The following is a 19,698-nucleotide window of genomic DNA, read 5'->3' as shown; positions in this document are numbered from 1 at the left end:
CGCGCCGCGGTGGCGGGGGCCAGTGGGTACGCGGGCGGGGAGCTGCTCCGTCTGCTTCTCGGCCACCCCGGGATCGAGATCGGAGCCCTCACCGGCAAGGCGATACTGGGTTCGAACCAGTGACCTCTTCGGTGTGAACGAAGCGCTCTCCCACTGAGCTAATCGCCCGGACGCACCGCAAACATTACCCCATGTCAGCGGCGCCCCCGGACGCGTTCCGGATCACTGGTCGATCTTCCAGGGCATGACGATCCCGAACTTCCAGAGATAGATCCCGAGCAGTACGGCGATGATCACCAGGCCGATGGTGGTGAGGATGATGTTGCGCCGCCTGACCTTCGGGTCCAGGGCCTTCTGGGCCGCCTCGGTGACCTTGCGACGGGTCCAGCGCAGCACCAGCTGCGCCCAGACGAACTCGGTCGCCCAGATCGCCATACCACCGAAGATCACCAGCCAGCCGGGCCCCGGCAGCACGAGCATGAAGACACCCGCGACCACCACCGCGAGGCCGACGACGAAGACGCCGACCTGCCAGCTCAGATGGAGCGTCCGCGACGCCTTGATGAATCGGGGCGCACGGGACCCGAGCTCACGCTCCGGGTTCGCCGTCACACCCTCCGCCACGCCCCCCGGGACACGCCGCTCGGCCGTCGGCACCACGACCCGCCCTCGCTCGTCACTCTCCGCACGCATGGCTCCCAACGTACCGGAATCGTCCGCGTCACCGGAATAGCCGTATAACCCGAAGTCACACACCGCCGTACGAGCTACCCGAAGAATCACAAAACAGACAGAGGGGTTTACAACGGCACCGTAGGTGGCATGTCGACTTCGCCGACGTGCGAATCCCCGAGCGCACACTGAGCGAAAGGCCCTGGCGCTTATGAACACCACGGTCAGCTGCGAGCTGCACCTGCGCCTCGTTGTATCGAGCGAGTCCTCACTGCCTGTACCCGCGGGCCTCCGGTATGACACGGCCGATCCCTATGCCGTGCACGCCACCTTCCACACCGGAGCCGAAGAGACGGTCGAGTGGGTCTTCGCCCGCGACCTTCTCGCCGAGGGGCTGCACCGGCCCACCGGCACCGGCGACGTCCGAGTCTGGCCGTCCCGCAGTCACGGTCAGGGCGTCGTCTGCATCGCTCTGAGCTCCCCTGAGGGCGAAGCCTTGCTCGAGGCCCCGGCGCGGGCCCTGGAGTCGTTCCTCAAGCGGACCGACGCCGCGGTGCCACCCGGCACCGAGCATCGTCACTTCGATCTCGACACGGAACTCTCACACATCCTGGCCGAGAGCTGAGCCAGGCAGAGGGCTGCACGGCGCCGTCCGACTCGGGGAGACGGCGCCGCGCGGACAACCGCATACGGAGGACACCGACGCCGTCGCCGCGGAAGCCACCGCGACGACGGCGCCGGTGCGTTTCCGGCCCGGCCCCGTCCGGCGCGGCCAGCGACTAAAGTCGGCGGGATCAGGCGGGCACCGGCCCGCGGCAGGCAGGGAGCGGATCGTGCTGATTCCACACGACACCCGGATCGCGCTCGACACGGTCGTCGATCTGGTGAACACCGCACCGGAGGAGGATTCGGACGGCGTCGGCGGTACGGACGGGCTCGGGGACGTCGAGGCGCTGTACGGCTTCGTACGGAGCCATGACATCAGCGGGGTGGGAGACCTGGGCAACCGCGATCTGCGGGCCGTACTGAACGTACGGGCCCGGTTCGCGGAGGTCTTCGCGGCGCGGGACCCGCGCTCCGCGGCCGATCTGATCAATCAGCTCGTCGCGGCCGCGGGGACGACGCCGCAGCTGACCGATCACGACGGCTACGACTGGCATGTGCACTACTTCGCGCCGGGCGCCTCCGTCGCCGATCATCTCGCCGCCGACTGCGGCATGGCCCTGGCGTTCATGGTCGTGGCCGGAGAACAGGAAAGGCTGCGCCGCTGCGAGGCCCCGGACTGCGGGCACGCGTTCGTCGACCTGTCGCGGAACCGCTCGCGCCGTTACTGCGACAGCCGCACCTGCGGCAACCGGCTGCATGTGGCCGCGTACCGGGCACGCCGCAAGGAAGCGGCGGCCGGCTGAGGCCACTCACAGCAGGAAGAGATCGTGGACCGCCGCCATCAGCAGCAGCGAGCCGATCACCGTCAGGAAGATCATCAACGGCGGCTGGGAGAGCGCGAAAAGACAACCGCGCTGCTCATCGGTGGGTGCGGGGGGTTCACCCCGTGAGGTATCGAGCATCTCGGGGCGATCATGACGCACCCCGAACCGGCCTGTTGACCAACACGCGTCCTCGGAGCGGGAGTTCATCATATTCCGTGGAAAACATCCACGAAATCCCGCCGAATCCCGTCTCACCTGCGATGCTGCCCGGCACTCCCGGAAACGGGGAGTGCGCTCCGGTCGGTCACGGTGGCTCGCGGCAGGCCGCGAGAAGGCTCAGATGCCGTGCTTCTTGAGAATGGCCTCGATGTCGCTGAAGTCGTCACCCGGCTTCGCCGCGGGCTCCTTGGCCTTGGGCTGAGCGGCCGGCCGGGTGCCGGGGCCCAGCGAGGGCGCGGACGCGGCGGGCTCGACCGCGGCGCCCTGGCGCGCGGCCTTCGCCGCGGCTCTGCGCTCCTTGCGCGTCCCGCCCCGTCGGCGCTCCACCGCCCGGGTGGTCATGAACAGCAGCCATGCCACCGCGAGGACCCCGAAGCCCGCCCACGCCATCGGGCTGAACGCCGTGTTGGCGGCCCACTTCACGATGCCCGTCATCGCCAGCGCCACCGGCACCAGCGCATAGGCCGCGATGCGGGCCGCGGCGAGGAAGCGCTTCCGGTACGCCGTGATCGCGGCGATGCCCAGGCCCGCTGCTGACACCGCGGAGCAAATGGTCTCGGCAATCATCAGGTCCTCCAGGCAGCGCGCCTCATCGGCCGGAAACGTCTCGCTCTCCATCCTGCACCTCGCGACCGGGTCGGGGCCACGGTGCGGGGCGAGGCCGGACGGATCTGGGGGAGATCTCGGGGACGGTGTCCTCCCCAGGTCCCGGTCGGGCGGGGTCCCGCGGGCTGGAAGACTGGCCCCATGAACGACTCCACCGCCATCCGTCCCGTCGTCCTCGGCATCTGGTGCGACCTGGAATGCCCCGACTGCCACCGGGCCCTGGACGATGTGCGCGCGCTGCGCGCCCGCTACGGGGACCGGCTGGAGCCGCGGCTGCGGCACTTCCCCCTGGAGAAGCACAAGCACGCGTACGCCGCCGCGCAGGCCGCCGAGGAAGCCGCGGAGCAGGGGCGCGGCTGGCCGTACGTCGAAGCCGTACTGGGCAGGACGGCGGAGCTGGCGGCCAAGGGGGAACCCGTCCTGCTGGAGGTGGCGCGTGAGCTGGGACTGGACGCCGAGGAGTTCGACACCGCGCTGATCGACGGCCGGCACCTCCTGGCCGTCGACGCCGACCAGGCCGAGGGCAAGGCGATCGGGGTCACCGGCACCCCCACGTATGTCATCGGGGACGAGCGGCTGGACGGCGGCAAGAGCCAGGAAGGGCTGCGCGGGCGCATCGAGGAGATCGCGGACCGGCTGCTGGCGAGCGCTTAGGCGGTCGAGCGTCGGAGGGTCTCGGCGGCGGTGCTCAGAGCAGCTGTTTGAAGAAGTTGCGGCTCGTGGTGGCGTACTGGAGCGATTCGTACAGCCGGATCGCCGGGGTGTTGTTCGCGAACACATGCAGCCCCAGCAGGCTGTCCCCGGTCTCCAGCGCCGCCCGCTCGGCGAGCAGCATCAGCGCGCGGCCGTAGCCCTTGCCACGCTGGTCCTCGGCGACCGCCACGTCGTACACCCACGAGCCCCACTCGCCGGGTCGCACCTCGCGCGGCGCGACCCAGACATGGCCGACGGTGGTTCCGGCGTGGACGAGGACGCTGATCGAGACGCCCGGGGTGGCCAGGCCCTCGGGGAGGTTCTCGCGGTGGCCGGCCTCCGCCTTGCCGCGGGCCTGCTCGGGCGGCACGCCACGGGCCGTCCAGTTGCGGGCGTAGTCGTCGAGGGCCCGCGCCTCCCAGACCTCGTACTCCGCGTCGTTCATCGGACGGCCCTCGACATCCGCCGGGAGCCGCGGGGGCCGGGCCGGTACCGCCTTGTCCATGTTGCGGCTGCGCTCGGTGTAGCCGAGGGACTCCAGCAGACGGAGCGCGGGGACCGCGTCGGACGGTACGGCGGCCAGCACCTGGCCGCAGCCCCAGCCGCGCAGCACCTCCTCGGCGGCGAGCACCGCGACGGTGCCCCGGCCGCGTCTGCGGTCCGGTTCGTCGACGCGGAGGGCCTGGATGATCCCGGCCCTGTGCCCGAAGCCGGGGTCCGTGGCGAGTGCGATCGTGCCGACGGGACGGCTGTTCACGCAGACCTCGTAGGAGCGTGTTTTCCCGCCGTCGTCGGCCTGCTGAAGCGGCCCGGTCGGCCGCAGAGTGGTGGTCATCAGGGGAGTTGTACCCAACGCGTGGCGCGGAGTCATCCGCTTTACGGACCGGCCGCGCCGGTCACCGGGTCTCAGGGGTCCAGGTCGGCGCCGGCCCGCTCCTCGAAGACGCGCATCGCCTTGGTGGTCACCGGCCCCGGGGCGGCGGGCAGTTGACGGTCGTCGAGACGGTGGACGGCCTGGACGTCGCGCAGCGTGGACGTCAGGAAGATCTCGTCCGCACGCTCCAGGACGTCCAGCGGCAGATCCGTCTCATGGGCACCGCACCACTCGGCCGTCAGGGCCCGGGTGATGCCGGCGAGGCAGCCGGACGCGAGCGGCGGGGTGTGCAACTCGCCGTCGAGGACGACGAAGACGTTGGAGCCCGTGCCCTCGCAGAGGGCGCCGACCGTATTGGCGAAGAGCGCCTCGCTCGCGTCGCCCTCGCGCGCCCGCGCGAGGGCGACGACGTTCTCCGCGTACGAGGTGGTCTTGAGGCCGGTCACCGCGCCGCGCTCGTTGCGCGTCCACGGAACGGTGATGGCGGCGGTGGTGTCGGGGCGGCGCTTCGTCCCGCCGACGGCGACCACCAGGGTCGGCCCCGCCTCGCCCCGGTCGGAGCCGAGCGGGGAGAGCCCGCCGGTGTAGGTGATCCGCAGCCGCCCCAGCTCCACCGGGTTGGCGTCGAGAACGGCCGCGCAGGCGCGGCGTACCTCGTCGAGATCCGGCTCCGGCAGCCCGAGCCCTCGGGCGGAGCGGCTCAGCCGGTCCAGATGCCGGGTGAGGGCGAAGGGCCGGCCCTGGACGGTCTTGACCGTCTCGAAGATGCCGTCCCCCACGGTCAGTCCATGATCCAGCACGGACACGAGGGCACCCTCGGCCGTGTGGAGTGCGCCGTTGACCCAGATCTTCATCTACCCGGTCCTTCCACTCGCTTCGTACGCACCCGACGCTATCGCGAGCAGCCGGGCGGCCTTCAGCTCGGTCTCCGCCCACTCCCCCTCGGGGTCGGATCCCCAGGTGATGCCCGCACCGGCGCCGAAGCGCAGGACGGGTCCCGGGGCCGTGTCGCGGTCGATCCAGAAGGTACGGATCCCGACGGCCAGCGCGGCGGTGCCGCGGTCGGCGTCGACCCAGCCGATACCGCCGCAGTAGGGGCCGCGCGGGGCGGTCTCCAGCTCTTCGATGATCCGCAGGGCGCTGGACTTGGGGGCGCCGGTGACCGAGCCGGGCGGGAACGTGGCGGGCAGCAGCTCCGGCCAGCCCGCCTTCTCGGCGAGCTCGCCCCGTACGGTCGAGACGAGATGGACGAGTCCGGGGTGCGGCTCGACCGCGCAGAGCGCGGGGACCGTCACGGATCCGGTGGCGCAGACACGGCCCAGGTCGTTGCGGACGAGGTCCACGATCATCACGTTCTCGGCGTGGTCCTTCTCCAGCATCTCCTCCGCGCTTCGGGCGGTGCCCTTGATCGGACCGGACTCGACGGTACGGCCGGCCGTACTCAGATACAGCTCGGGCGAGGCGGTCGCGATCTCCACGCCGTGCGCGGGCAGCCGGATCGTTCCGGCGTACGGGGCGGGGTTGTCGCGCGCGAGCAGAGCCGTCAGCGCGTCGACATCGGCCGTGTCGGGAGCGGGCAGCGGCGCGGAGAGCACCCGGCAGAGGTTGACCTGGTACACGTCGCCCGCGGCGATGTACTCGCGGATCCGGCGGACGCCCTTGGTGTACGCGTCGCGGTCGAGCGACGACGTCCAGTCACCGGCGGCGGGCCCGCGCCACTGTCCCGGCACCGGTGCGGGCACGGGATCTGCTCGTACGTCGTCGAAGCGCGCGCAGGTGAGACGGCCCTCGAAGTCCGCGGCGACGGCCCAGAACCCGGCGGAGTCGAGCGCTTCCGGATCATGGGTGACGTCCCGCAGACCGGAGGCCAGAAGGCCGCCGAAGCGGGCCAAAGGAGCGAGGTCGTGCACGCTTGCGAGTCTAGAACAGCCCCCGTTGGGCCGCTCCGGGCTGAACGTACGGCGAACGCACCCCAGCACGCTGCGGAAACGCGTTTTTGTGCTGGCCCCGGAATCCGCTAGAGTTCAACACGTCGCCGGGCCGTACGAGGGTCCGGAAACGATACGCGGACGTAGCTCAGTTGGTAGAGCGCAACCTTGCCAAGGTTGAGGTCGCCAGTTCGAACCTGGTCGTCCGCTCGAATATGGGGGATCCTTCCCGAACCCCCGTACTCCTGGTGGAGTGGCCGAGAGGCGAGGCAACGGCCTGCAAAGCCGTCTACACGGGTTCAAATCCCGTCTCCACCTCCAAGGACGATTAGCTCAGCGGGAGAGCGCTTCCCTGACACGGAAGAGGTCACTGGTTCAATCCCAGTATCGTCCACTGGATCCACTTGGATTCGCGCGCGATTAGCTCAGCGGGAGAGCGCTTCCCTGACACGGAAGAGGTCACTGGTTCAATCCCAGTATCGCGCACGCAGCACGCACCACATGAGGTCCCACCCGCGCGATTAGCTCAGCGGGAGAGCGCTTCCCTGACACGGAAGAGGTCACTGGTTCAATCCCAGTATCGCGCACAGTCCGAAGCCCCCGGCCGTCTCCATGGCCGGGGGCTTCGTCGTCTGCCCTCGCGTCAGGCGGGTCTCAGAGGATCTCAGGAGGAGAAGAGCATCCGCCCGAAGCTCTTCTGACGGTGGTGCCCCCCGTGATGGCCCCCGTAGTGGCCGCCGCCGTGCTGCGGCGCACCCCAGGCGGGGGCGGGGGCGGCGGGGTACGCCTGCGGGGGCGGGGGCGGCGCCTGCTGTACGGGCGGCGCCTGCTGCGACCACTGCGACTCCAGGCGGGTCAGGGACTCCAGCTCGCCGTAGTCGAGGAAGATCCCCCGGCAGCCGCTGCACTGCTCTATCTGGACACCGTTGCGGTTGTATGTGTGCATCGCCGCGTGACACTTGGGACACTGCATGGTCTGCTCGCTCCTCGCCGTTCGTCCGGCCTCGCCGTAACACGCTCCCGGCGGCCGTGGGTTCATCTGTGGCCCCACCCTACGACGACGCCTCCGGCGACAACTCGGTTGCGACGTCCGCGATCCGGGCGCAGGCGTCGATCATCAGCAGCTCGACATCGTCCGGATCCCGGCCTTCGGCGGCCGACTTGGCGACGGCCAGCGCGGCGGTCTGCACGGTGAGGGCGCGGGCCGCGACGTCCAGCCGGGGCCAGGGATCCGCGTCGGGGGCGGCGGGCACGGCGGGGCCGTGCGCGGACCGGTAGGCGCCGAGGAAGCGCAGCCAGGCCTCGGGGGGCAGCAGTCCGGCGGCGTACCAGGCGGCCGGGCGGGCCAAGTCCCAGGCCGGGTCGCCGAGTCCGAGGTCGTCGATGTCGATGAGCAGCCAGGGGCCGTCGGGGGCCGGGTGGCGTACGAGCTGGCCCAGGTGCAGATCGCCGTGGCACAGGGCGTACGGCCCCGGAGCGCGCGCCTCACCACGGGCACAGGCGGGCAGGCACTGCCAGGCGCGCTGTACGGGAAGGGCGGCGGGGTGAGGTCCGGCGGCGCGCATCCGCGCGACGGCGCGGGCGGCCTTGGCGGGTCCCCGCATGTCCGGCAGCCCCGGACGGCCGCCCGCTTCCACGAGGGCTCCCGCCACGGCTCCGGTCCCGGCCACCGCTTCGGAGAGCGCCGCGAGCGGCAGGGTGTGCAGCCGGGCGAGGAGCGTGCCGGCCTGCTCCCAGGGGGCCGCGTCGGGGTCGGCGGGGTCGACCGGGGCGCCGTACGGCCACGCGGTCACCGGACGGCCGCCCACCTCCGCGGTGGCGGCCGGAAGCGGCGGCAGCAGTACGCCGGCGAGCAGGGGATGCGCGGCGACGGCCAGCCTGGCGCGGTGCCCGGCCCGGTCCGTACCGTCGGCATGGGCCTTGGCGACGACCTCGCCGTGCCGTACGACGATCCCGTCCGGCCGGTCGGCGAGGACGGTGCTCCCCCGGCCGCAGGCCCGGCAGCCCGCCGGGTCCGCCGCGCGCAGCGCCGGATGGGCGGTGTCACGGGCGACGCGGCCCAGCGCGCGTACGACGGAAGCGGTCACGGAGGCCCCTCTGATGCGTGGTGTTCCGTGGCGAGCGTACGGCGACGGAGCCCGGGGCGTGCCGCGCGGATCGGTCCGGACAGCGCGATGGCCGGTCAGCTCCCCAGCTGACCGGCCAAACGCTGCCGTCCGCCGCACCCCCGTCCCCACGGGGTTGTTGGCCGGATGTCCCCGATCCGGGCCGCTCTCCCGGATCCGAAGCGCCGCTCAGCGCCCCAGCATCACGCCCACGGACGACGCTTGTGTCACCACTGCGTCCCAGCCGCCGAAGGCGACTACCAGCAGGGCTGCCAGAGGAAGGACCATGGCGGTCGCCACCAGGGGGTGACGCGTACCGGACCGGCGCCCGCCGAACACGGCGAACGCCTTGCGTCCCTGCGTGCGGATCATCGCCCGCGATGCCGTGTCCGCCATGGTCCTTCTCCTGTCCTGTTCCAAGAGCGGCGAGTGTCCGACCTCGGGGGACGAGCACCGCACCCGCCGCTTGACCTCAACATTAGGGAGCGGGCGCGCCCCGGTCGTCATGCCCGCGTACCCATTGCCGGGCCTCCCGGAGGATGAGCCGGACGCCGGTACGTACTCCCCTGGGTGGAGAGCCCCCTAGTACCCGGGGTCGTCCCGGACGGGACGCTCTTCGGAGCGCTCCGAGGACTCCACCCGGGGCACCGGCTGCTCGACCAACGCGAGGACCCGCGTGGCCATGAAACGCGCCGTTCTGACCACCCCTCCGCCGCGGGTGACTTCGCTCACTTCCACCACTCCCCGGCGCACCGCGGTCTCCACTCTGCGGCCCGCCCGGCTCGCCACCACTTCGTAGGTCCGTGTCGTGTCCCCCGCGTCCACGACTATCTCCACCCGGTCACCCTTCACGATCCAATCCCCCTTCTGCGTCGGACCTTTGAGATCACGCACCGGCCGGAGGACCTGGGCTCCGCCACTCCCCTGACCACTGCTCAAGTTTCCCACCCGGCACTGACAATCGGTCCGTGCGCGAGGGCGCGGCCTATGAGCGCGCCGGGGCGCGGGTACGTAAGCTGTGCCACGTCACACGGACGACCGGGCAGCGGGGATGGACATGGCGATGATGCGGCTCCGGCGCGAGGACCCGCGTGTCGTCGGTTCGTTCAGGATTCACCGGCGGCTGGGGGCCGGCGGTATGGGGGTCGTGTATCTGGGCTCCGACCGGCGCGGTCAGCGGGTCGCGCTGAAGGTGATCCGGCCGGATCTGGCCGAGGATCAGGAGTTCCGGTCGCGGTTCGCCCGCGAGGTCTCCGCGGCGCGGCGGATCCGGGGCGGCTGTACGGCACGGCTGGTGGCCGCGGATCTCGACGCGGACCGTCCGTGGTTCGCCACCCAGTACGTGCCGGGCCCCTCACTGCACGACAAGATCAACGAGGAGGGGCCGCTCTCGGCGGCCGAGGTCGCCTCCGTGGGCGCCGCGCTCTCCGAGGGGCTGGTGGCCGTGCACGAGGCGGGCGTCGTCCACCGCGATCTCAAGCCGTCGAACATCCTGCTCTCCCCCAAGGGCCCGCGCATCATCGACTTCGGCATCGCCTGGGCGACCGGCGCGAGCACGCTGACCCATGTCGGTACGGCCGTCGGGTCGCCGGGCTTCCTCGCCCCGGAACAGGTGCGCGGCGCGGCGGTCACCCCGGCCACGGACGTGTTCTCGCTGGGCGCCACGCTGGCGTACGCGGCGACCGCCGACTCCCCGTTCGGACACGGCAGTTCCGAGGTCATGCTCTACCGGGTGGTGCATGAGGAGGCGCATCTCGACGGGATGCCGGACGCGCTCGCTCCGCTGGTGCGGGCCTGTCTGGCCAAGGATCCGGAGGAACGTCCCAGCACGCTCCAGCTCTCGATGCGGCTCAAGGAGATCGCGGCGCGCGAGGCCCAGGGGCTCTCGGACAGCCGGCCGCCCGTACAGCGGACGCGGAACGGGCAGGAGCTGCCGACCGGCCGGCTGACCGAGCGTTACACGGAGCGGAGCGCCGGACTCGGCGCGCCTGGCCGTGCGCCGGGAGCGTCCGGTGGCCAGGTGTCGCGTCCCGGGCCTTCCCGGAGTACGGGGGCCTCCCCCCGTACCGGCGGTTCCTCCCCCCGCAACGGCTCGCCGCGCCCGCCGCGGTCCCGGGGCGCCGCGCGTACGGGCGGCGGCCGTCCGAAGCCCGGCCCCCGGACGGGCTCGGGCAAGCTGCGGCCCGCCAACCCGCGCCTGCTGCGGCAGCGGCTGATCGTCTTCGTCGTCGTGACCCTGATCGTCGCGCTGGGCATCGCCGCGGCCCAGCAGCTCTGAGCCGTACGGCCTCCGCCGTACGGCCCGGTCGTCAGCTCTCCGGCCGGCCCGTCGTGACCGCGTAGAAGGCGACCGCCGCCGCCGCGCCGACGTTCAGCGAGTCCACTCCGTGCGCCATGGGGATACGCACCCAGGTGTCGGCCGCGCCCAGCGCCCGCCCGGACAGCCCGGCGCCCTCCGCGCCGAGCATCAGCGCGACACGCTCCAGCCGGTGCGGAGCGACCTCGTCCATCGGGACCGCCCGCTCGTCGGGGGTGAGCGCCAACAGCCGGAAACCGGCCTCCCGTACGGTGTCCAGCGCCCGTGGCCAGCCTTCGAGCCGGGCGTACGGCACGGAGAACACCGCGCCCATCGAGACCTTCACCGAACGGCGGTAGAGCGGATCGGCGCAGTCCGGGGAGAGCAGTACGGCGTCCATCCCGAGCGCGGCGGCGCTGCGGAAGATCGCGCCGATGTTGGTGTGGTCGTTGACCGCCTCCATGACGGCGACGCGGCGGGCCTTACGGAGCACCTCGTCCACCATGGGCAGCGGTTTACGGGCCATGGAGGCGAGGGCGCCGCGGTGCACGTGGTAGCCGGTCACGTGCTCGGCCAGCTCGGGGCTGACCGCGTACACCGGGGCCGTGACCTCGTCGATGATGTCCCGCATGGTGTCGACCCACTTGGCCGACAGCAGCATCGACCGCATCGGGTAGCCGGCCTGCCCGGCCCGGCGGATGACCTTCTCGCCCTCCGCGATGAACAGCCCTTCGGCCGGCTCGCGCCTGCGGCGCAGCTCGACATCGGTCAGACCGGTGTAGTCGCGCAGACGGGGGTCGTCGGGGTCGTCGACGGTGATGAGTTCAGCCACGGGGTGACACTGCCTTGTCGGTGAGTGGTGTGCGGGGCGGACGGCCAGGGCCTGTCCGACGGATCATCGCGGATCGGCCGCGGCGGTCCGGTGCAGGGGGTACCCCCGCGCTGTTCCGGCTGCGGGGAGCATCGCACGGTGGATCACCCACGCTGCACACACGTACTGCATAGATATGGACGATTCCGGCACTGCGGACGGCGGCTGGGGTTTCAGGCGGAGGTGCCGGGCCACGGAGCGGGAGCGGGACGAGTCCGTGAACGTGGGGGGCTCTGGCAGTACCCGCAACCACAGGAACTCCCTGGTGAGAGGCCATGAGCCGCAGCCCGTGCCACGGTGGGGAGTGTGAAGGCGACCGCCTTCACGGAGCACGTGCACACGTCCACATCACCGGGCAGGAGCAGGCCATGGAGTACACGCGCTTGGGAACGTCAGGGCTCAGGATCAGCCGGATCGCCCTGGGCTGTATGAGCTTCGGCGACCCCGCCAAGAGGGACCCCTGGGTGCTCGACGACAGCGCGGCCGAGCCGGTCTTCCGCCAGGCCGTCGAGCTCGGCATCACGTTCTGGGACACCGCGAACATCTACGGCCTGGGCACCTCGGAGGAGATCGTCGGGCGGGCGCTGCGCACGTACACCCGGCGCGAGGACATCGTTCTGGCCACCAAGTTGTGGGCGCCGATGCACCAAGGCCCGGGCGGGGCGGGTCTGTCCCGCAAGGCCATCATGGAGCAGATCGACGCCTCGCTGCGGCGCCTCGGCACCGACTTCGTCGACCTCTACCAGATCCACCGCTTCGACCCGCAGACGCCGGTCGAGGAGACGATGGAGGCGCTGCACGATGTCGTCAAGGCGGGCAAGGCCCGCTATATCGGTGCTTCGTCGATGTGGGCCTGGCAGTTCGCCGCGATGCAGCAGGCCGCGCAGGCCCACGGGTGGACCCGGTTCATCTCCATGCAGGACCAGTACAGCCTGATCCACCGCGAGGAGGAACGCGAGATGTTCGGCCTGCTCGCCCACCAGGGCGTGGGAAGCATCCCGTGGAGCCCGCTGGCCGGGGGACTGGTCACCCGCCCCTGGGGCGAACGCTCCACGCGGCGCGCGGAGATCAACCGGAGAGTCGACCAGCAGGGCCGGCCGATTTTCCTCGACAGCGACCGGGCCGTCGTCGAGGCCGTCCAGCGCATCGCCCTGGCCCGCGGCGTGTCGATGGCGCAGGTCGCGATGGCCTGGGTGCTGAAGAACCCGGTGGTCTCCGCCCCGATCGTGGGCGCGACCAAACCGAACCATCTCCCCGACGCCGTCGCCGCGCTCGACATCGAGCTCACCGCTGAGGAGATCGACTCCCTCGAAGAGCGCTACGTCACGCGCCTGCCCACGTTCTTCTGACCCGTCCCCGCTTTGATCGCACAGCACGTGTGACACGGCGGATCGCGTCACTCCGTGCCGGTCCCTCCACGACTCGACCGGGGCCCGGCCGACGGGATCACGAGGTGCCGTCCCCCAGGGCGACGACATCGCCGACGACGATGACGGCCGGAGGCCGGATCTCCTCGGTCCGCACGACCTCCGCGACCGTCGCGAGCGTGGCGTCCACCCTCCGCTGGGCGGCCGTGGTGCCTTCCTGCACCAGCGCGACCGGGGTCCCGGGAGCCCTGCCGTGCTCGACGAGCGCCTGGGCGATCGCGCCGATCTTGTCCACGGCCATCAGCAGGACGAGGGTGCCACGGAGCCGGGCGAGCGCCGCCCAGTCGACGAGCGAACGGTCGTCGTCCGGGGCGACATGGCCACTGACGACGGTGAACTCATGGGCGACGCCCCGGTGTGTGACGGGGATTCCGACCGCGCCCGGCACACTGATCGAGCTGGAGATACCCGGTACGACAGTGCACGGGATACCGGCCGCGGCCAGCGCGTGCGCCTCCTCCATGCCCCGCCCGAAGACGAACGGATCGCCCCCCTTGAGCCGGACCACGGCCTTGCCCGCCTTGGCATGCTCGATCAGCGCGTCGTTGATCGCCTCCTGGGCCATGGCACGGCCGTACGGGATCTTCGCCGCGTCGATCACCTCGACGTGCGGCGGCAGTTCGTCCAGCAGATCGCGCGGGCCGAGACGGTCGGCGATCACGACATCCGCCTCGGCGAGGAGCCTGCGGCCGCGCACCGTGATCAGGTCCGGGTCGCCGGGACCACCGCCGACGAGGGAGACGCCGGGGGTACGGCTGCGACGGTGCGGGGCGGCGAGCGTGCCGTCGCGCAGCCCCTCCACGATGGCGTCCCGCACGGCGGCGGAGCGACGCGGGTCGCGCCCGGTGAGCACGGCGACGGTGAGGCCCTCGCTGCGGCCGGTGGCGGGCGTCCAGGCGGTGGCGGCCTCCGCGTCGTCGCTGCGTACGCACCAGACGCGGCAGCGCTCGGCCTCGGCGGACGCGGTGCGGTTGGCGTCCTCGTCGCTGGACGCGACGAGGACGTACCAGGCGTCGGCGAGGTCGCCCTCTTCGTAGCGGCGGCGCTCCCAGCGGATCTCGCCGGCCGCCGCCATGGCCTCGACGGAGGGCTTCGCGGACGGCGACACCAGCACGATGTCCGCGCCGGCCGCGATGAGCGCGGGCAGCCGGCGCTGCGCGACCTGCCCGCCACCGACGACGACGACGCGCCGCCCGGCGAGGCGGAGTCCGACGGGGTAGGCGGGATGCGGGTGCGCTTGCTGGTTCGCGTGCTCGTGCGCGTGCGCCTGCTCGTCGTGCGCGTGCTCGTCGTGCTCGGGCATGTGGGTGGGGGCTCCTCGGGCGGGCGGGGTGTGAAGTGGCTGGTGGGGTGCCGTGCGGTGGGGCGCGTCCAGCTTACGGCGGGGCGGTGCGGCTCCGGCGGGGGCGGTGTGCGGTGCGGGTTGCGGGGTTGCGGTTTCGTACTGCTGGTGCCGGGGGCCGGGGCCTCCGGAGGCACATGTCCGGGAGCGCCACCCGGCGACAACCCGCCCCCAGACCCACCGGCCCCCGCCGAAACGCACCCTTGACGGCGCACCGCCGGAGGCTACTTCTCCGTTACGCCCGCCGAGTCGAACGTCGCCACCTCATGCATCGCCCGCGCCGCGCTCTGTACCACCGGCAGCGCCAGCAGCGCGCCCGTGCCCTCGCCCAGGCGGAGGTCCAGGTCCACCAGCGGGCGCAGGCCGAGTTTGTTGAGGGCCGCGACATGGCCCGGCTCCGCGCTGCGGTGGCCCGCGATGCAGGCCGCCAGCGCCTCCGGGGCGATCGCCCGTGCGACCAGCGCCGCCGCGCCGGCGCTCACGCCGTCCAGGATGACCGGCGTACGCAGCGACGCGCCGCCCAGCAGGAATCCGACCAGCGCCGCGTGCTCCAGGCCGCCGATCGCCGCGAGGACGCCGACCGGGTCGGACGGGTCGGGCTGGTGGAGGTCGAGACCCCGGCGGACGACGTCGACCTTGCGGGCGTGCATCTCGTCGTTGATGCCGGTCCCCCGGCCGGTGACCTCCGCCGGGTCCTGGCCGGTGTAGACGCAGATCAGCGCGGCCGACACGGTCGTGTTGGCGATGCCCATCTCGCCGGTGAGCAGGGCCTTGTTGCCCGCGGCCACCAGATCGCGCGCCGTCTCGATGCCGACCTCGATCGCGGCGAGGACTTCCTCGCGGCTCAGCGCGGGGCCCGTCGTGAAGTCGGCCGTACCGGCGCGGACCTTGCGGGGCACCAGGCCGGGTGTCGCCGTGAGTTCGCCCGCGACGCCCACGTCGATGACGCAGACCTCCGCGCCCACCTGGTTCGCGAACGCGTTGCACACCGCGCCGCCGCCGAGGAAGTTGGCGACCATCTGGCCGGTCACCTCCTGCGGCCACGGGGTCACCCCCTGCGCGTGTACGCCGTGGTCGCCGGCGAAGATCGCGACGGCCGCCGGTTCCGGGATGGGTGGCGGGCAGAGCCGGGACAATCCGCTGAGCTGGGCGGAGATGATCTCCAGCATGCCGAGCGCGCCGGCGGGCTTGGTCATCCGCTTCTGCCGCTCCCACGCCTCGCCCAGCGCCTTGGCGTCCAGCGGGCGGATACCGGCGATGGTCTCCTGGAGGAGGTCGTGCGGCTCCCCGCCCGGCAGGGCGCGACGGCCGTAGGTCTCCTCGTGGACGACCCAGGAGAGCGGCCGGCGCTTGGACCAGCCGGCCTGCATCAGCTCGGGCTCGACGGGGAATTCGTCCACGTATCCGACGCAGAGATACGCCACGACGTCGAGATGTTCCGGCAGCCCCAGCGCGCGTACCATCTCGCTCTCGTCGAAGAAGCTGACCCAGCCGACGCCGAGGCCCTCGGCGCGGGCGGCGAGCCACAGGTTCTCCACGGCGAGCGCCGAGGAGTACGGGGCCATCTGCGGCTGGGTGTGCCGGCCGAGGGTGTGCCGGCCGCCGCGCGTGGGGTCCGCGGTGACGACGATGTTCACCGGGGTGTCGAGGATGGCCTCGATCTTCAGTTCCTTGAACTGCTTGGCCCGGCCCTTGGGCAGTGCCTTGGCGTACGCGTCACGCTGACGCTGCGCCAGCTCGTGCATGGACCGCCGGGTCTCGGCGGAGCGGATGACGACGAAGTCCCAGGGCTGGGAGTGGCCGACGCTGGGCGCGGTGTGCGCGGCTTCCAGGACGCGCAGCAGGACCTCGTGCGGGATGGGGTCGGAGCGGAAGCCGTTGCGGATGTCCCGGCGCTCGCGCATCACACGGAGCACGGCGTCGCGTTCGGCGTCGTCGTAGCCGGACGGGGCCGCGGTGCCTTCCTGCGCGACGGGCGCGGGCTCGGGCGCGGCTTCGGCCTCGGCCTGCGGCTCGGGCTCCGGTACGGCGGCGGGCTCCGGCGCCGACTCGGGGGCGGGGTCCGGGGCGGACTCCGCGAGGGGTTCCGGCTGCGGCTCGGGGGCAGGCTCGGGCGCCGGTTCGGGCGTGGATTCCTGGACGGGTGCGGGCTCCGGCTCGGCCTCGGGGGCGGACTCCTGGACCGGCTCGGGTTCCGGCGCGGCGGCTTCCGGTTCCGGGGCCGGTACAGGTACGGGCTCTTCCGCCGGCTGCTCGGCGGCGGGAGCCGGTTCCTCCTGCGCTTCGGCCGGCTCGGCCACGACGGCGGCCGGGGCCTCGGCCACGGGCTCGGCCTCGGCCACGGCCACGGCCTCGGGCTGCGGTTCCGGGGCGGGCGCCGGCTCAGGGGCGGGCTCCGGCTGGTACTCCGCGGCGGGCGGTTCGGGTGCGATCGGCTCGGGTCGCGGTTCCGGCTCGACGGCCGCCTCCGCCTCGGGCTCCGGCTCCGGCTCGGCCGGAACCGGGACGGGTACGGCGACGGGCTCGGCGTGGGCCTCCGGCTCCGGGACGACCGTTTCTGCTGCCGCCTCCGGCGCCGCCGCCACGGGCTCGGCGGCCGGCGGCTCGGCCGACCACGGGGCCCCGGCCTGCGGCGGGATCTCGCTCAGCTGCGGCCCCGCGAGGAGGGCGGACTCCTCACGCGGGACGTCCAGATACTCCGGACCCGTGGTGGCAGGTCCCTGCGCCTGGGCGCGTACCCGGACGGCCTGCGTCGGCGAGCCCGCGGGCCCCCGGTCGGCGAGCGAACGCACCACGCCGCCCGTCGGGTCGGGCACCGGCGGGCCCATGTGCAGCGGGCGGCGCATCGGCGCCTGGGCAGGGGCGGGCGCGGGAGCCGGTACGGGCGGTGGCATGCGTACGCCGGTGAGATCCACCGAACCGGAGTCCCGGCCCCCGGCCTCATGGGCACCCGGCTGGTGCGATGTCCGCGCAGGCTGCGCGAGGTCCGTCGCCTCTTCGGGCACGACCGGGGCAACGGGCTCCACGGGGGCGGCGGGCGGTGCGAACTCGGCCTCCGCGGCCAGGGCCTGCTCCGGCTGCGCAGGCTCGGCGGCGAACTCCTGCTGCGGCTGGTACCCGTCCGGCGCCTCGGCCTGGACCTGCGCCACCGGCTCCTGGATCGGCGCCGGCTGTTCTATGGGCGGCATCTGCTGCTGGATCAGAGCCTGCTCGGGAACGGCGTACCCCTCGGGCGCCGCCGGGGCGTAGCTCTCCGGCGCGGCGGCGTACCCGTCGGGCGTGGCGTACCCCTCGGGCGCGGCATAGGCGACGGGCACCTCGCCCGGCACCACCTGGGGGTCGTTCCAGCCGCCCTGGGCGCTCGGCATGAGGAGGAGGTCTTCGTCCTCGGTGACGGGTGCGGAGGGGTCGAGGTAGGTGTACGCGCCGGGAACGGGGATGCCCGGCTGCTCCACCATGCCTGCGTTCTCCGGCAGTCCCTCGACCGGGACCTGGCCGGTGTCAGTCATGTGCGTACCCCTCGCCCATTGGTTCTGCTCCTTCAGCCCTTCCACCGGGGCGCCCGATCCGCGGCGCTTCCGGCGCCCGTCATGCACAACGAGCGTGGGCGCCGGGCGGCACGAAAGCCCGCGTCGGCCCTGATGTCCGGGCTCCCGCGGTCTTTCAGGGCCCTGGCGGTGGTGTCCGCCACGGCCCGCTGTGGACTGCGCCACGTCGCGCGTCCCCCGGTTGTCGCCGTACCACATCAGGGCTCAAAACGGGCCCCTTTTCCGGACATTGACGAACGAAGTGACGAACGCCCGGCTGCTGTACAACGATCGGCCAGCCTACCTCGCGCGGCGCGGAAGCAGGGTCAGGGGCCGCTTTCCGGACGCCGGCCGGAGACGAGGAAGACGACGGAGCGCTCGCGCTCGGACCAGTCGCCGGTGTCGAGGCCGACGGACTGGAGCAGTGCGCACTCCACCTCATATCCGCCTGCCGCCAAGGCCGTTCCGACCGCCTCGGCCTCGTCCCGGGTGGCCGCGTGGGTGACGATGCGCTCGGGCCTGCGGTCGGCGCAGGCGGTGACCACATCGACACCGCCGCCGCCGATCCGTACGACATCGGGCTCGGGCAGCCGCTCCAGTGCGTGCGGCGCCCGTCCCTGGACGACCTGGAGCTGTACGCCGGCGCGGCGGGCGGCGGCGGCCGTGCTGGCGCAGGCTCCCGGCTCGTCGTCGACGGCGATGACGGCCGCGCCGAAGCGGGCCGCCTCGGCGGCGAGGGCTCCGCTGCCGCAGCCGATGTCCCAGACGAGATCGCCGGTACGGGCGCCGAGCCTGGCCAGCTGGGCGGCGCGCAGCCAGGTCGACTCGCCCTCGTCCAGCTCGATGCCGTACTCCTCGGTGGGCAGCGCCCAGCCGCGTGCGGCCGGCGGGTATCCGGGGTCGCGGCCGGCGATCCAGCCGCTGCCCGGGGAGACCGCGGTGCCGACTCCGCCGATGACGATCACCACGTTCGGGTCGCGCCAGACGTGGTCGGCGGCCTTGTCGGAGGTGAGGACGGTGACCTGTTCCCGTTCGGTGCCGAGCTCCTCGCAGATGACGAAGGTGCGGTGGACCCCGTCGAGGAGCAGCGCGAGTTCGGCGGGGCCGGCGCCCGGGGAGGTGAGGACGGCGACCTTGGTGTGCGCCCGGCAGACGTTGACGGCGCGGCGGAGCGTACGGCGTTGGGCGACGACGACTTGGGCGTCGTCCCAGGCCATCCCGGCCCGCGCGAAGGCGCCGGCCACGGCGGAGACCGCGGGGACGACTTCGACCTCCAGGCCGTGTTCCGGGGCGCGCAGGGTGCGTACGACTCCGAAGAAGCCGGGGTCGCCGTCGGCGAGGACCACGGCGCTGCCGCGGTGTCCGGCGATTCTGCGGGCCGCGAGGTCTATCGACCCGAGGCGGATGCGCTCGGCGCCTTGCGGCACCTCGGGGAGCGCCAGATGGTGGGCGGCTCCGGCCACCAGAGTGGCGGCGGAGAGCGCGGACTTGGCCGCGGCGGTGAGGGGCGAGCCGTCCCAGCCGATCACCGTGACGCGGTCGGCCATCGTCGTCAGTCTCCGTAATGTCGTCAAGCGGGCGGAAGCGGGGCAGAGGGGGAGATCGCTGCCGGTGGTCGTCGATCGCGGCCGCCGCACGGAGCACTGCCCGTACGGTCGCGAGCGCACGGTGAGAGTACCTGGCCGGGTCGGGAGGCGGCCGGGCGGTG

At 72.6% G+C, this 19,698-nt stretch carries 19 protein-coding genes and 6 tRNA genes; 10 read left to right on the top strand and 15 right to left on the bottom strand.

The genetic code is table 11. The annotated features are described in order from the left end of the window. Nucleotides 1–96 precede the first annotated feature (96 nt). Both CU044_RS34695 and CU044_RS34690 read right to left on the bottom strand, forming a co-directional pair. A tRNA-Val gene (locus tag CU044_RS34695) sits at nucleotides 97–168 on the bottom strand. 54 nt (nucleotides 169–222) lie between these two features. Then, complete coding sequence (locus CU044_RS34690) at nucleotides 223–693, bottom strand: TIGR02611 family protein (RefSeq protein WP_129772707.1); 471 nt, start codon at nucleotides 691–693, stop codon at nucleotides 223–225. A 190-nt stretch (nucleotides 694–883) separates the two neighbouring features. On the opposite strand from CU044_RS34690, the gene CU044_RS34685 reads away from it, so the two are divergent. Both CU044_RS34685 and CU044_RS34680 read left to right on the top strand, forming a co-directional pair. Then, complete coding sequence (locus CU044_RS34685) at nucleotides 884–1,297, top strand: SsgA family sporulation/cell division regulator (RefSeq protein WP_003959770.1); 414 nt, start codon at nucleotides 884–886, stop codon at nucleotides 1,295–1,297. A gap of 208 nt (nucleotides 1,298–1,505) precedes the next feature. Then, on the top strand, nucleotides 1,506–2,081 hold the full coding sequence (locus CU044_RS34680) for a CGNR zinc finger domain-containing protein (RefSeq protein ID WP_129772706.1): 576 nt from the start codon (nucleotides 1,506–1,508) through the stop codon (nucleotides 2,079–2,081). A 6-nt stretch (nucleotides 2,082–2,087) separates the two neighbouring features. On the opposite strand, the gene CU044_RS38925 is transcribed toward CU044_RS34680, so the two are convergent. Together CU044_RS38925 and CU044_RS34675 are read right to left on the bottom strand one after the other, a co-directional pair. After that, the gene (locus CU044_RS38925; protein ID WP_165372044.1) at nucleotides 2,088–2,240 is read right to left on the bottom strand and encodes a hypothetical protein; all 153 of its coding nucleotides are present in this window, start codon (nucleotides 2,238–2,240) and stop codon (nucleotides 2,088–2,090) included. Nucleotides 2,241–2,438: 198 nt separating this feature from the next. Then, nucleotides 2,439–2,888 (bottom strand): hypothetical protein, encoded by a 450-nt coding sequence (locus CU044_RS34675; RefSeq protein WP_129772850.1) that lies wholly within the window; start codon nucleotides 2,886–2,888, stop codon nucleotides 2,439–2,441. Between the two features lie 180 nt (nucleotides 2,889–3,068). Between CU044_RS34675 and CU044_RS34670 the strand changes: the two genes are divergently transcribed. Beyond that, nucleotides 3,069–3,581 (top strand): DsbA family protein, encoded by a 513-nt coding sequence (locus CU044_RS34670; RefSeq protein ID WP_129772705.1) that lies wholly within the window; start codon nucleotides 3,069–3,071, stop codon nucleotides 3,579–3,581. A 34-nt stretch (nucleotides 3,582–3,615) separates the two neighbouring features. On the opposite strand, the gene CU044_RS34665 is transcribed toward CU044_RS34670, so the two are convergent. From CU044_RS34665 to CU044_RS34655, 3 genes are all read right to left on the bottom strand, one after another. Continuing rightward, a complete protein-coding gene (locus CU044_RS34665) occupies nucleotides 3,616–4,455 on the bottom strand; it encodes a GNAT family N-acetyltransferase (RefSeq protein WP_129772704.1) in 840 nt (279 codons plus the stop codon). A gap of 71 nt (nucleotides 4,456–4,526) precedes the next feature. Continuing rightward, on the bottom strand, nucleotides 4,527–5,348 hold the full coding sequence (locus CU044_RS34660) for an aminodeoxychorismate lyase (RefSeq protein ID WP_129772703.1): 822 nt from the start codon (nucleotides 5,346–5,348) through the stop codon (nucleotides 4,527–4,529). Next, the gene (locus tag CU044_RS34655; protein ID WP_129772702.1) at nucleotides 5,349–6,404 is read right to left on the bottom strand and encodes a chorismate-binding protein; all 1,056 of its coding nucleotides are present in this window, start codon (nucleotides 6,402–6,404) and stop codon (nucleotides 5,349–5,351) included. A gap of 155 nt (nucleotides 6,405–6,559) precedes the next feature. Between CU044_RS34655 and CU044_RS34650 the strand changes: the two genes are divergently transcribed. The 5 genes from CU044_RS34650 (at nucleotide 6,560) to CU044_RS34630 (ending at nucleotide 7,009) form a co-directional block, all read left to right on the top strand. Then, nucleotides 6,560–6,632, top strand: a tRNA-Gly gene (locus tag CU044_RS34650). A 37-nt stretch (nucleotides 6,633–6,669) separates the two neighbouring features. Further along, nucleotides 6,670–6,743: transfer RNA gene (locus CU044_RS34645), tRNA-Cys, on the top strand. Between the two features lies 1 nt (nucleotide 6,744). Next, nucleotides 6,745–6,816: transfer RNA gene (locus tag CU044_RS34640), tRNA-Val, on the top strand. A 20-nt stretch (nucleotides 6,817–6,836) separates the two neighbouring features. Further along, a tRNA-Val gene (locus CU044_RS34635) sits at nucleotides 6,837–6,908 on the top strand. A 29-nt stretch (nucleotides 6,909–6,937) separates the two neighbouring features. Then, nucleotides 6,938–7,009 (top strand) — tRNA-Val (locus CU044_RS34630). A gap of 77 nt (nucleotides 7,010–7,086) precedes the next feature. Here the strand turns inward: CU044_RS34630 and CU044_RS34625 are convergent. The 4 genes from CU044_RS34625 to CU044_RS34610 form a co-directional block, all read right to left on the bottom strand. Further along, a complete protein-coding gene (locus tag CU044_RS34625) occupies nucleotides 7,087–7,395 on the bottom strand; it encodes a zf-TFIIB domain-containing protein (RefSeq protein WP_030355449.1) in 309 nt (102 codons plus the stop codon). A gap of 79 nt (nucleotides 7,396–7,474) precedes the next feature. Further along, nucleotides 7,475–8,449, bottom strand: coding sequence for a phosphotransferase (locus tag CU044_RS34620; protein ID WP_240046023.1), 975 nt, complete (start codon nucleotides 8,447–8,449; stop codon nucleotides 7,475–7,477). A 267-nt stretch (nucleotides 8,450–8,716) separates the two neighbouring features. Beyond that, nucleotides 8,717–8,923 (bottom strand): hypothetical protein, encoded by a 207-nt coding sequence (locus CU044_RS34615; RefSeq protein WP_129772700.1) that lies wholly within the window; start codon nucleotides 8,921–8,923, stop codon nucleotides 8,717–8,719. A 186-nt stretch (nucleotides 8,924–9,109) separates the two neighbouring features. Next, entirely contained in the window at nucleotides 9,110–9,379 is a 270-nt protein-coding gene (locus CU044_RS34610; protein WP_129772699.1) for a hypothetical protein, read from the bottom strand. A 199-nt stretch (nucleotides 9,380–9,578) separates the two neighbouring features. Between CU044_RS34610 and CU044_RS34605 the strand changes: the two genes are divergently transcribed. Beyond that, nucleotides 9,579–10,805 (top strand): serine/threonine-protein kinase, encoded by a 1,227-nt coding sequence (locus CU044_RS34605; RefSeq protein WP_129772849.1) that lies wholly within the window; start codon nucleotides 9,579–9,581, stop codon nucleotides 10,803–10,805. Between the two features lie 31 nt (nucleotides 10,806–10,836). Here the strand turns inward: CU044_RS34605 and CU044_RS34600 are convergent, their stop codons facing one another. Next, nucleotides 10,837–11,655: an RNA methyltransferase gene (locus CU044_RS34600; protein WP_129772698.1), complete on the bottom strand. Its 819-nt coding sequence runs from the start codon at nucleotides 11,653–11,655 to the stop codon at nucleotides 10,837–10,839. 407 nt (nucleotides 11,656–12,062) lie between these two features. On the opposite strand from CU044_RS34600, the gene CU044_RS34595 reads away from it, so the two are divergent. Further along, a complete protein-coding gene (locus tag CU044_RS34595) occupies nucleotides 12,063–13,043 on the top strand; it encodes an aldo/keto reductase (RefSeq protein WP_129772697.1) in 981 nt (326 codons plus the stop codon). Nucleotides 13,044–13,140: 97 nt separating this feature from the next. Here the strand turns inward: CU044_RS34595 and cobA are convergent, their stop codons facing one another. The 3 genes from cobA to cbiE all read right to left on the bottom strand — a co-directional run bounded on the left by cobA (nucleotide 13,141) and on the right by cbiE (nucleotide 19,537). Next, nucleotides 13,141–14,424 carry a uroporphyrinogen-III C-methyltransferase gene (gene cobA, locus CU044_RS34590; protein ID WP_129772696.1) on the bottom strand — a complete coding sequence of 428 codons (1,284 nt, stop codon included), beginning with the start codon at nucleotides 14,422–14,424 and terminating at the stop codon, nucleotides 13,141–13,143. Between the two features lie 263 nt (nucleotides 14,425–14,687). Next, nucleotides 14,688–17,972: a nicotinate-nucleotide--dimethylbenzimidazole phosphoribosyltransferase gene (gene cobT / locus CU044_RS34585; RefSeq protein WP_129772695.1), complete on the bottom strand. Its 3,285-nt coding sequence runs from the start codon at nucleotides 17,970–17,972 to the stop codon at nucleotides 14,688–14,690. Nucleotides 17,973–18,316: 344 nt separating this feature from the next. Then, complete coding sequence (gene cbiE, locus CU044_RS34580; RefSeq protein ID WP_129772694.1) at nucleotides 18,317–19,537, bottom strand: precorrin-6y C5,15-methyltransferase (decarboxylating) subunit CbiE; 1,221 nt, start codon at nucleotides 19,535–19,537, stop codon at nucleotides 18,317–18,319. Between the last annotated feature and the right edge of the window lie 161 nt (nucleotides 19,538–19,698).

Origin of the sequence: Streptomyces sp. L-9-10, assembly GCF_004151105.1 — a bacterium.
In the GTDB taxonomy this organism is placed as follows: domain Bacteria; phylum Actinomycetota; class Actinomycetes; order Streptomycetales; family Streptomycetaceae; genus Streptomyces.
The sequence above is the reverse complement of the archived record's forward strand: the minus strand, read 5'-3'. Positions and strand labels throughout refer to the sequence as shown.

Bases quoted from the DNA above. Each gene is read 5' to 3' on its own strand.
- CU044_RS34660 (WP_129772703.1), bottom strand. From the start codon at position 5,348: ATGAAGATCTGGGTCAACGGCGCACTCCACACGGCCGAGGGTGCCCTC.
- CU044_RS34685 (WP_003959770.1), top strand. From the start codon at position 884: ATGAACACCACGGTCAGCTGCGAGCTGCACCTGCGCCTCGTTGTATCG.
- CU044_RS34605 (WP_129772849.1), top strand. From the start codon at position 9,579: ATGGACATGGCGATGATGCGGCTCCGGCGCGAGGACCCGCGTGTCGTC.
- CU044_RS34690 (WP_129772707.1), bottom strand. From the start codon at position 693: ATGCGTGCGGAGAGTGACGAGCGAGGGCGGGTCGTGGTGCCGACGGCC.
- CU044_RS38925 (WP_165372044.1), bottom strand. From the start codon at position 2,240: ATGCTCGATACCTCACGGGGTGAACCCCCCGCACCCACCGATGAGCAG.
- CU044_RS34615 (WP_129772700.1), bottom strand. From the start codon at position 8,923: ATGGCGGACACGGCATCGCGGGCGATGATCCGCACGCAGGGACGCAAG.
- CU044_RS34595 (WP_129772697.1), top strand. From the start codon at position 12,063: ATGGAGTACACGCGCTTGGGAACGTCAGGGCTCAGGATCAGCCGGATC.
- CU044_RS34675 (WP_129772850.1), bottom strand. From the start codon at position 2,888: ATGATTGCCGAGACCATTTGCTCCGCGGTGTCAGCAGCGGGCCTGGGC.
- cobA (WP_129772696.1), bottom strand. From the start codon at position 14,424: ATGCCCGAGCACGACGAGCACGCGCACGACGAGCAGGCGCACGCGCAC.
- CU044_RS34625 (WP_030355449.1), bottom strand. From the start codon at position 7,395: ATGCAGTGTCCCAAGTGTCACGCGGCGATGCACACATACAACCGCAAC.
- cbiE (WP_129772694.1), bottom strand. From the start codon at position 19,537: ATGGCCGACCGCGTCACGGTGATCGGCTGGGACGGCTCGCCCCTCACC.
- CU044_RS34670 (WP_129772705.1), top strand. From the start codon at position 3,069: ATGAACGACTCCACCGCCATCCGTCCCGTCGTCCTCGGCATCTGGTGC.
- CU044_RS34665 (WP_129772704.1), bottom strand. From the start codon at position 4,455: ATGACCACCACTCTGCGGCCGACCGGGCCGCTTCAGCAGGCCGACGAC.
- cobT (WP_129772695.1), bottom strand. From the start codon at position 17,972: ATGACTGACACCGGCCAGGTCCCGGTCGAGGGACTGCCGGAGAACGCA.